At 72.8% G+C, this 8,902-nt stretch carries 13 protein-coding genes; 11 read left to right on the forward strand and 2 right to left on the reverse strand.

Going from position 1 to position 8,902, the window contains the following annotated elements; genetic code table 11:
* Positions 1–45: 45 nt before the first annotated feature.
* The 10 genes from idi to AC1DY2_RS01180 are packed head-to-tail and all read left to right on the forward strand — an operon-like array spanning position 46 to position 7,149.
* Entirely contained in the window at positions 46–588 is a 543-nt protein-coding gene (idi, locus tag AC1DY2_RS01135) for an isopentenyl-diphosphate Delta-isomerase (RefSeq protein WP_203230799.1), read from the forward strand.
* Positions 581–1,627: a polyprenyl synthetase family protein gene (locus tag AC1DY2_RS01140; protein WP_476760737.1), complete on the forward strand. Its 1,047-nt coding sequence runs from the start codon at positions 581–583 to the stop codon at positions 1,625–1,627. The genes idi and AC1DY2_RS01140 overlap by 8 nt, the downstream gene beginning before the upstream one ends.
* Positions 1,624–2,505 carry a phytoene/squalene synthase family protein gene (locus AC1DY2_RS01145; protein WP_476760738.1) on the forward strand — a complete coding sequence of 294 codons (882 nt, stop codon included), beginning with the start codon at positions 1,624–1,626 and terminating at the stop codon, positions 2,503–2,505. Before AC1DY2_RS01140 ends, AC1DY2_RS01145 begins: the two co-directional genes overlap by 4 nt.
* The gene (crtI, locus tag AC1DY2_RS01150) at positions 2,502–4,124 is read left to right on the forward strand and encodes a phytoene desaturase family protein (RefSeq protein WP_476760739.1); all 1,623 of its coding nucleotides are present in this window, start codon (positions 2,502–2,504) and stop codon (positions 4,122–4,124) included. The genes AC1DY2_RS01145 and crtI overlap by 4 nt, the downstream gene beginning before the upstream one ends.
* Positions 4,121–4,525, forward strand: coding sequence for a lycopene cyclase domain-containing protein (locus AC1DY2_RS01155; RefSeq protein ID WP_476760740.1), 405 nt, complete (start codon positions 4,121–4,123; stop codon positions 4,523–4,525). Before crtI ends, AC1DY2_RS01155 begins: the two co-directional genes overlap by 4 nt.
* Positions 4,522–4,854, forward strand: a complete 333-nt coding sequence (locus tag AC1DY2_RS01160; RefSeq protein WP_476760741.1) for a lycopene cyclase domain-containing protein — start codon at positions 4,522–4,524, stop codon at positions 4,852–4,854. Before AC1DY2_RS01155 ends, AC1DY2_RS01160 begins: the two co-directional genes overlap by 4 nt.
* On the forward strand, positions 4,844–5,749 hold the full coding sequence (locus tag AC1DY2_RS01165) for a prenyltransferase (protein WP_476760742.1): 906 nt from the start codon (positions 4,844–4,846) through the stop codon (positions 5,747–5,749). The genes AC1DY2_RS01160 and AC1DY2_RS01165 overlap by 11 nt, the downstream gene beginning before the upstream one ends.
* 9 nt (positions 5,750–5,758) lie before the next feature.
* Complete coding sequence (locus tag AC1DY2_RS01170) at positions 5,759–6,127, forward strand: RNA-binding S4 domain-containing protein (protein WP_309978102.1); 369 nt, start codon at positions 5,759–5,761, stop codon at positions 6,125–6,127.
* A 36-nt stretch (positions 6,128–6,163) separates the two neighbouring features.
* On the forward strand, positions 6,164–6,457 hold the full coding sequence (locus AC1DY2_RS01175; RefSeq protein WP_476760743.1) for a GNAT family N-acetyltransferase: 294 nt from the start codon (positions 6,164–6,166) through the stop codon (positions 6,455–6,457).
* Positions 6,458–6,459: 2 nt separating this feature from the next.
* Positions 6,460–7,149 (forward strand): NAD(P)H-hydrate epimerase, encoded by a 690-nt coding sequence (locus AC1DY2_RS01180; protein ID WP_476760744.1) that lies wholly within the window; start codon positions 6,460–6,462, stop codon positions 7,147–7,149.
* 43 nt (positions 7,150–7,192) lie between these two features.
* Here AC1DY2_RS01180 and AC1DY2_RS01185 read toward each other — a convergent pair whose 3' ends face one another.
* Together AC1DY2_RS01185 and AC1DY2_RS01190 are read right to left on the reverse strand one after the other, a co-directional pair.
* Positions 7,193–7,405 carry a DUF2188 domain-containing protein gene (locus tag AC1DY2_RS01185; protein WP_476760745.1) on the reverse strand — a complete coding sequence of 71 codons (213 nt, stop codon included), beginning with the start codon at positions 7,403–7,405 and terminating at the stop codon, positions 7,193–7,195.
* An 80-nt stretch (positions 7,406–7,485) separates the two neighbouring features.
* On the reverse strand, positions 7,486–8,346 hold the full coding sequence (locus tag AC1DY2_RS01190; RefSeq protein ID WP_476760746.1) for an aggregation-promoting factor C-terminal-like domain-containing protein: 861 nt from the start codon (positions 8,344–8,346) through the stop codon (positions 7,486–7,488).
* Between the two features lie 149 nt (positions 8,347–8,495).
* Here AC1DY2_RS01190 and AC1DY2_RS01195 point away from each other — a divergent pair.
* The coding region (locus tag AC1DY2_RS01195) for a YchJ family protein (RefSeq protein ID WP_476760747.1) at positions 8,496–8,902 on the forward strand (407 nt) is incomplete at its 3' end.

Genomic DNA, 8,902 nt, shown 5'->3' on the forward strand with positions numbered 1-8,902 from the left:
GGATCACTAACTTGGTTAGCAAATTCGGCGGATCTGGAGGAAGCCATGTCGCAGACGATCGAGGCGATCGAGGACGAGGTCGTCCTCCTCGACGAGTCGGGCGCGCCCATCGGCCGTGCCCCCAAGAGCGCCGCGCACGGGCCCGACACGGCGCTGCACCTGGCCTTCTCGTGTCACGTGCTGAACGCGCTCGGCGAGGTGCTGGTGACGCGCCGGGCACTCAGCAAGCAGGCGTGGCCCGGCGTCTGGTCCAACTCCTTCTGCGGGCAYCCGAAGCCGGCCGAATCGCTCACCGCCGCCGTGCGGCGACGTGCCGAGTTCGAGCTCGGCATCGAGCTCACCGAGCTGGAGCTCGCGCTCCCGCTCTTCCGGTACCGCGCGATCGACGCCAACGGCACGGTCGAGAACGAGGTGTGCCCGGTCTACGTCGCATTCACCGACGACCAGCCCGACCCGAACCCCCGCGAGATCGCCGAGTACGCCTGGGTGTCACCGCAGGAGCTCGGCCGCGCCGTCGAGGCCGCACCCTGGGCCTTCAGCCCGTGGCTGGTGCTGCAGGCACGAGAACTGGAGCTCTTCCGTGACTGACCTCGTGCACTCGGCGATCGACGACGAGTTGCGCGCCGTCTTCGCCGATGCCCGAGCCCGCGCCGACGAGTTCGGGGCGGACTACGCGGCCCTCTGGGAATCCCTCGAACTGCAGAGCGCCGGCGGCAAGCGGATCCGGCCCCACCTCGTGAATGCGGCCTACCTAGGACTCGGCGGCACCGACCGCGCGCTCGCCACTCGCGTGGGCGTCGCGTTCGAGGTGCTGCACACCGCCTTCCTCATCCACGACGACGTGATCGACCGGGACACCGTGCGCCGCGGCGCGCCGAACGTCGCCTCCCGGTTCGCCGGCCGTGCCCTGGCGCGCGGCGCGGGAGACCGTGCGAGCGAGGTGCTCGGCGAGACGGCCGCCGTGCTCGCCGGCGATCTCGCGCTGAGCCTCGCCCACCGCGAGATCGCGATGCTCTCGATCGAGCCCGAGCGACGTGGCCGGCTGCTCGACATCCTCGACCGTGCCGTCTTCGTCTCCGCGGCCGGCGAACTGGCCGATGTCGTGCACGCGGGTTCCGTCGAGCCGCCGGAGGTCGCCCGCGTGCTGGCGACGCTCGAGCAGAAGACCGCCGTGTACTCGTTCGAGTGCCCGCTCACCGCCGGGGCGGTGCTGGCCGGGGCCGACGAGGCTGCGGTCGGCGCGCTCGCCCGGTACGGTCGCTTCGTGGGCGTCGCGTTCCAGATCACCGATGACATCCTCGGCGTGTTCGGCGATCCGGCCACGACCGGCAAGTCCACGACGTCCGACCTGCGCGAAGGCAAGCAGACCGCGCTCACCGCGCACGCGGCGACCACCGATGCCTGGCCCTCGATCTCGGGGCGGCTGGGCGACCCCGAGCTCGACGATTCCGGCGCCGACCTGCTCCGTGAGGCGCTGCTCGGCTGCGGCGCACTCGATGCCGCACGCCGGCTCGCCGACGAGTACGTGACCCTCGCCCGGTTCGAGCTCGACACCGGCGAGCTGCCCGAGCCGCTCCGCACCGAACTGGGCGAGCTCGCCGGACGAGCCGCGGAGCGTGCGCGATGACCGACGACCCGACTCTGCTCGGCCGCTACGAYGACGCCGCCGAGGCGAGCGCCGCCGTGGTGATCGGCCGGTACTCGACCTCGTTCGGCGCGGCGGCGCGGCTGCTCGACGAGAGCTCGCGGCGACGCATCCGCTCGATCTACGCGCTCGTGCGGGTCGCCGACGAGGTGGTCGACGGCACGGCTCGCGAGGCCGGCCTCTCGGACGCCGAGCTGCTGACCGTGCTCGACGACCTCGAGGCGGAGACCGAGATCGCGGTGCAGCGAGGCTACTCGGCGAACCTCGTCGTGCACGCGTTCGCGAAGACCGCACGCGAAGCCGGGATCGACGAACGCCTCACGCGCCCCTTCTTCGCCTCGATGCGCCGCGACCTCGACCCGGCGCCGTTCACGGCCGATGAGATCGCGCCCTACATCCACGGGTCCGCAGAGGTGGTGGGACTCATGTGCCTCGCGGTGTTCCTCGTCGAGGACCCGGTCGACGCCGCGGAGCGGGCGGGCCTGGAGGAGGGCGCGGTGCACCTCGGCGCCGCCTTCCAGAAGATCAACTTCCTTCGCGACCTGGCGGTCGACTGGCACGAGCTCGGCCGCAACTACTTCCCGTGGCTCGACCCCGACGCCTTCACGGAGGCCGACAAGGCGAGGATCCTCGACGACATCGACCACGACCTCGAGATCGCGGGACGCACGATCCGCCGCCTCCCCCGACGGGCCAGGGCCGCGGTCGCGGCCGCGCACGGACTCTTCTCGCACCTCGCGGCACGCTGCCGACGGACTCCCGCCGAGCGGCTCATCGCCACCCGCATCCGGGTTCCCGACGGCGAGAAGCTCGCCATCGCGCTGCGGTCGGCACTGACGGCGGGCGGGATCGGGCGATGACCGCGTCGTCGGAGCGCATTGTCGTGATCGGCGGCGGCATCGCCGGGCTGGCCTCGGCCGCGCTGCTCGCCCGGGACGGACACCGTGTCACCCTCCTCGAGGCGCGCGGAGAACTGGGCGGGCGCGCCGGCACGTGGGAGCGGCGCGGCTTCCGATTCGACACCGGTCCGTCGTGGTACCTCATGCCCGAGGTGTTCGACCACTTCTTCCGGCTCTTCGGCACGAGCGCCGCCGAGCAGCTCGACCTCACGCCGCTCGACCCCGGCTACCGGGTCTACGGCGACGGCTACGACGCCCCCCTCGACCTGCGCGCCTCCCGTGCCGAGAACGTGGCGCTCTTCGAGTCGGTCGAGCCCGGCGCGGGGGCCGCGCTCGAGCGATACCTCGACTCCGCGGCGTCGACGTACGACATCGCGCGGCGCCGCTTCCTCTACACGAACTTCGACGACGTCCGGGCCTTCGCTGCGCCCGAGGTGCTCGGGGGCGCGATTCGCCTGGGCCGCCTCCTCGCGACGCCGCTCGACCGCTTCGCCGCCCGTTCGGTGCACGACCGGCGCCTGCAGCAGGTGCTCGGTTATCCAGCGGTCTTTCTCGGCGCCTCGCCGTCCTCGGCGCCCGCGATGTACCACCTCATGAGCCACATGGACCTCGAGCAGGGGGTGCTGTACCCGCAGGGCGGGTTCGGCACCGTGATCGCGCGCATCGCCGCGATCGCCGAGGCGGCCGGGGTCGAGATTGTGACTGGCGCCGAGGTGCAGGCCATCGAGCTCACCGACGACTCCACGCCGTCGGTGACCGGCGTTCGCGTGACGGATGCCGCGGGCCACTCCCGGCGCGTCCCGGCGCACCGCGTCGTGTCCGCCGCCGACCTGCACCACACCGAGACCGAGCTGCTGCCGCGCCGGGCGCAGACCTACCCCGAGACCTGGTGGGACCGGCGCACCTCGGGCCCCGGCGCGGTGCTCGCGATGCTCGGCGTGCGCGCGGCCCTGCCCGGGCTCCTGCACCACACCCTCTTCTTCACCGAGGACTGGGAGGAGAACTTCGACCGGATCTTCGGCGACGACCCGCGTATCCCCGACCCCGCGTCGTTCTACGTGTGCAAGCCCAGCGAGACCGACCCGACGGTCGCCCCGCCGGGCGACTCCAACCTGTTCGTGCTCATCCCCGTGCCCGCCGACGTGTCGATCGGCCGCGGCGGCGAGGACGGCACGGGCGACCGGCTCGTCGAGCAGGCCGTCGACCGTGCGGTCGCACGTATGGCCGTCGCGGCCGGGGCGCCCGACCTCGAACGACGCATCGTCGTCCGCCGCACCGTCGGTCCCGCCGACTTCGCCGACGACCTGCACTCGTGGAGCGGCGGCGCCCTCGGCCCGGCGCACACGCTGCGGCAGAGCGCCTTCCTGCGCGGCACCAACCGGTCGCGCCGGGTGCGCGGACTGCTCTACGCGGGCGGTTCGAGCGTGCCGGGCGTCGGCCTGCCGATGTGCCTCATCAGCGCGGAGAACGTGCTGAAGCGGGTGCGCGGAGACCGTACCAGCGGCCCGCTGCCCGAACACGCGGTGAGCGCGCCCGCCGAGGCGACGGCCGAGGCGCCGTTGGAGCGACACCCGCAATGACGCCGTTCGCCTACCTCGCGGGCCTGCTGCTCTCGCTCGCCGCGATGGCGCTCGTCGATGCACGGTGGCGCCTCGCCTTCTGGCGTTCACCCGGCGCGTCGGCGCTCGCGGTGGGCGTGGGCACCGTGCTGCTGCTCATCTGGGACCTGACCGGCATCGGCTTCGGGGTGTTCTTCCGCGGCGACTCGCCATGGGCGACCGGCGCCGTGCTGGCGCCCGAGCTGCCGATCGAGGAGCCCGTGTTCCTGCTCTTCCTCTGCTACCTCTCCCTGGTGTGCGTGCTCGGCGTCGAACGGATGCTGCGCCATGGCGGACGCCGGCGTGCGCGTTCGGGCGGGTCGGCCACGGTGGCACCGCCGACGGGCGATGCCGCGAGCACGCCCGGCGGGAGGCATCCGTGACCTACGCGCTCATCTGCCTGCCGTTCCTCGCCGCCGCCYTCGTCGTGGCTCTCGTCGCGACGCGCACGCTGCCGCCCGGCGAGCGACGCCGCCGCTGGGCGGCGACCGGGATCGCGGCGGTCGTGCTGCTCGCGCTCACCGCGGTCTTCGATTCGGTCATGATCGCCGCGGGGCTCTTCGGCTACGCCGACGGCACGCGCCTGGGACCGGTCGTCGGGCTCGCGCCGATCGAGGACTTCGCCTACCCGATCGCCACGGTGCTCCTCGTGCCCGCCGTGTGGACGCTCGCGCGGCGGCGGGGCGCGAAGGCGGCGCATGATGAAGACTGAGACGGTGCAGCCGGGAATCCTCCACACCCTCGCCCAGGTGCTGCTCTCGTCGCGGCCGATCAGCTGGATCAACACGGCCTTCCCGTTCGCCGCCGCGTACCTGCTCACGGCCGGCACGGTGGATGCGCTCTTCGTCGTCGGCACCCTGTTCTTCCTGATCCCGTACAACCTGGTGATGTACGGCGTGAACGACGTGTTCGACTACGAGTCCGACCTGCGGAATCCGCGCAAGGGCGGCAGCGAGGGGGCGCTCCTCGAGCCGCGCCTGCACCGGCTGGTGGTGTGGGCGGGCATCGTCACGGCGACTCCGCTGCTGGTGGCGATGGTCTGGCTCGGCGGCACGGGGAATCCGTGGTCGTGGGCGGTGCTCGCGGTGAGCCTGTTCGCCGTACTCGCCTACTCGGTGCCGGGGCTGCGGTTCAAGGAGCGGCCGGTGCTCGACTCGATCACGTCGAGCACCCACTTCGTGAGCCCCGCCGTCTACGGGCTCGCGGTGGCCGGAGCGGTGGCGACTCCGCAGCTGCTCGCGCTGCTCGCCGCGTTCTTCTGCTGGGGCATGGCCAGCCACGCGTTCGGCGCGGTGCAGGACGTCGTGCCCGACCGCGAGGCCGGCATCGCGTCGATCGCGACCGCCTTCGGCGCCCGCGCCACCGTGCGCATCGCGCTGGGGCTGTGGGTCGTCGCCGGTCTCCTCATGCTCGCGACCGAGTGGCCGGGGCCGCTGGCCGCGCTCCTCGTGCTGCCGTACCTCGCCGCGGCATGGCCGTACCGGTCGGTGAGCGATGCGGAATCGGGACTCGCGAACCGCGGCTGGCGGTGGTTCATCGCCATGAACTACGGGGTCGGATTCCTCGTGACGATGCTCCTCATCTGGTGGGCGCTCATCCGGTCGTAGGCTGGACGCATGCCCGACGGACCCGTGCGCATCGACGCCTGGCTGTGGGCCGTGCGCCAGTTCAAGACGCGCTCGGCGGCCACGGCGGCCTGCCGTGCCGGACACGTGCGCGTGAACGGCGAGCGCGCCAAGGCCGCCCAGTCGGTGCGCCCGGGCGACGAGGTGCGCGTGCGGGTCGACGGCTTCGATCGACGGCTGGTCGTGCGCCAGACGCTCGTGAAGCGCGTCTCGGCGACGGTCGCCGCCACGGCCGTCGAGGACCTCACGCCGCCGCCTCCCCCGCGCGAGACGGTGGCGATCGTCCCGGTGCGCGACCGCGGCGCCGGGCGTCCGACGAAGCGCGAGCGACGCGACCTCGAGCGGCTGCGCGGCCGGTGAGCCGCCGTGGCGACCTGCCGGGCGTAGCCTGAAACGGTGCAGAAGGAACTGACCCACGAACCCGATGCCCGTCGCTACGTACTGAGGCTCGGAGGCGACATCGCCAGCGTGCTCGACTACCGGGTGCTCGGCGACTCCGTCGCCTTCACTCGCACCTTCACCAATCCCCGGTACCGAGGCAGCGGCCTGGCCGGCGAGCTCGTCGAGTTCGCGGTCGACGACGTCGAGGCGACCTCCGATCGCCGCATCATGCCGAGCTGCTGGTACGTCGGCGAGTGGTTCGACCGGCATCCCGACCGGGCCGCGATGCTCGACCCCCGAACGGCCTGACCATGGCGGCCGGGTACTCCGCCGCGCAGGTGCGCGCCGCCGAGGCGCCGCACCTGGCCGCGGGCGAACCGCTCATGCTGCGGGCTGCGGCGGCACTGGCGGAGGTGATCCGCCGTGAGTCGGCGCGGTCGGATGCAGCCGGCGGGCCGGTGGTGCTCCTCGTCGGCTCGGGCGATAACGGCGGCGACGCGCTGTTCGCCGGTGCGGAGCTCACCGGCGACGGCATGGCGGTGACCGCGATCCCGGCTTCGGAGCGGATGCACGCGGACGCCGCCGCAGCGGCTCGGACCGCGGGCGTGCGGTTCCAGGGCCGCGACGACGCGGCTGCGGTCGACCGGGCGCTCCGTTCCGCGGCGCTCGTCGTCGACGGACTGCTCGGCACGGGGACGAGCGCCGCGCCCGCCCTCCGGGGCACCGCCCGCGACCTGGTGGCCGCCGCGATGCCGATCGTCGAGGAGCGCGGCATCCCGGTCGTCGCGGTGGACCTGCCGAGCGGCATTCATCCCGATGACGGGTCGGTGCCCGATCCGACGGTGCTGCGCGCCGATGTCACGGTCACCTTCGGCGCGGTGAAGGCGGGGCTCCTCCTCGAGCCGGGCGCCAGCCGGGCCGGACGCATCGAGCTCGTCGACCTGGGGCTCGCGCCCGAGCTCGCCGCGATGACCCCGCTCGTCACGACCGACCGGTCCTAGTCGCGTCGGCGTCGGCGTCGGCGCCGGCGCGTCGCGTCAGCGCTCAGGTGCCGTCGTCGATCTCCTCGTCGGTGATCACGCCGGTCTCCTCGCTCTCGACCACGACATGTCGGCTGCCGAGCTGCGCCGCGAGCGAGCGTCCGGCGTCGATCGCCTCATCGCGGCTGCGGAAGCTCTGCGAGAGCTCCTCGCCGCCCACCACGCGGTTGACCCACTGGCCGCGCTTGGACATCGTGATCACGTCGCCGTCGTCCATGCGAATTCCCCGTTCCGCGGTGCGCGGTGGCATCCGCCCCACCAGTCAAGCGCAGGGCGTGGGGATTGGGAACCGGGAGATCAGTACCAGTTCATCGACTGCGAGTGCGACCAGGCGCTGCAGGGGCTGCCGTACGAGCCCTTGATGTAGCCGAGGCCCCACTTGATCTGCGTGGCCGCGTTGGTCTCCCAGTCGGCGCCGGCGCTGGCCATCTTGCTGCCGGGCAGCGACTGCGGGATGCCGGTGGCGCCGCTGCCCGCGTTGAACGCGGTGTACGACCAGCCCGACTCCTTCTGCCAGAGCTTGTCGAGGCACTGGAACTGGTCGGCGCCCCAGCCGTACTGCGACGCGGCGAGATCTGCGGCGACGGCGCGCGCGCCGTCGGGCGTGTTCGCATTGGCGAGTGCGGCGGCGGCCGCTGCGGCGGCCGCAGCGGCGGCCTCGGCCTGCGCCTGGTCGAAGGCGGCGGCGGCCGCCGCCGTCTTCTCCGCCTCGGCGCGCGTCACCTTGGTGAGGTCGACGACCTCGTCGACCGGGATGCTGCGGTAGTCGCTGAGCGAGGCGACGGATGCCGCGAGACCCGACGCGTCGACCTTGCCGTTCGCCGCGGCGAGGGTCGCGTTCGCGGCGGTGATGGTGTCCTCGGCGTTGTCGAGGGCCTTGGCCGCGGCGATGCCGCGATACGCGCCGAGCTGCTCGTGGCGCAGGCCGCTGGTGGCGTTCAGCGCCATCGTGGCGTCGATGCGGGCCTGGGTGGCGACGGCGTTCTGCACGGTGAAGCCGGTGCCGACGAGGACACCGGTCGCGATGACGGCACCGGCGACGATGAGGCGGCGGCGGCCGATGCGGCGGCGGCGCAGCCCACGGCGGGAGCCGGGGTTCGCGGCGTCGGTCGAGGGGGTCGAGGAGTGGGCACGGGTGATGGCAGTGATGATTCGCATAGGTTCAGGGGCGGCTCGGACAGGTGGTCGGGGTGCGCCTCCGAGCCGGGGCACAAGTCAGACACTCTGCCGGGCGAATCTGGACAGATCCTCAGTTTGTCCTGTGCAAGTCATGACTGTGGTCGGCCGCAACCCGGGATACTGGGAGGATGCCGACTCCCTCCAGCGCCTTCCCGCAGCCGTCGGCGAGCGGTCGGTGCCCGTGCCTCAGCGGGTCGCCGTTCAGCGAGTGCTGCGCCCGGTTCATCACCGGCCGTGCGCACGCGCCGACGGCCGAGCAGCTCATGCGATCGAGGTACACGGGCTACGCCGTGGGGGCACGCGACTACCTGCTCGAGACGTGGCATCCGTCGACGCGACCCGCCGAGCTCGCGCTCGACCCGGCCGTGCGGTGGTATCGCCTCGACATCGAGCGACGGGAGCGCGGTGGCCCGCTCGACCGTGACGGCGTCGTCGAGTTCCGCGCGTACTGGCGAAATGACGCCGACCGCACCGACCGCGGCGAGCAGCACGAGACGAGCCGCTTCCTCCGCGAACAGGGCCGGTGGCGCTACGT

It is taken from the genome of Agromyces sp. P1_H4, assembly GCF_056405255.1.

Bases quoted from the DNA above. Each gene is read 5' to 3' on its own strand.
- AC1DY2_RS01190 (WP_476760746.1), bottom strand. From the start codon at position 8,346: ATGCGAATCATCACTGCCATCACCCGTGCCCACTCCTCGACCCCCTCG.
- crtI (WP_476760739.1), top strand. From the start codon at position 2,502: ATGACCGCGTCGTCGGAGCGCATTGTCGTGATCGGCGGCGGCATCGCC.
- AC1DY2_RS01165 (WP_476760742.1), top strand. From the start codon at position 4,844: ATGAAGACTGAGACGGTGCAGCCGGGAATCCTCCACACCCTCGCCCAG.
- AC1DY2_RS01170 (WP_309978102.1), top strand. From the start codon at position 5,759: ATGCCCGACGGACCCGTGCGCATCGACGCCTGGCTGTGGGCCGTGCGC.
- AC1DY2_RS01180 (WP_476760744.1), top strand. From the start codon at position 6,460: ATGGCGGCCGGGTACTCCGCCGCGCAGGTGCGCGCCGCCGAGGCGCCG.
- AC1DY2_RS01155 (WP_476760740.1), top strand. From the start codon at position 4,121: ATGACGCCGTTCGCCTACCTCGCGGGCCTGCTGCTCTCGCTCGCCGCG.
- AC1DY2_RS01185 (WP_476760745.1), bottom strand. From the start codon at position 7,405: ATGGACGACGGCGACGTGATCACGATGTCCAAGCGCGGCCAGTGGGTC.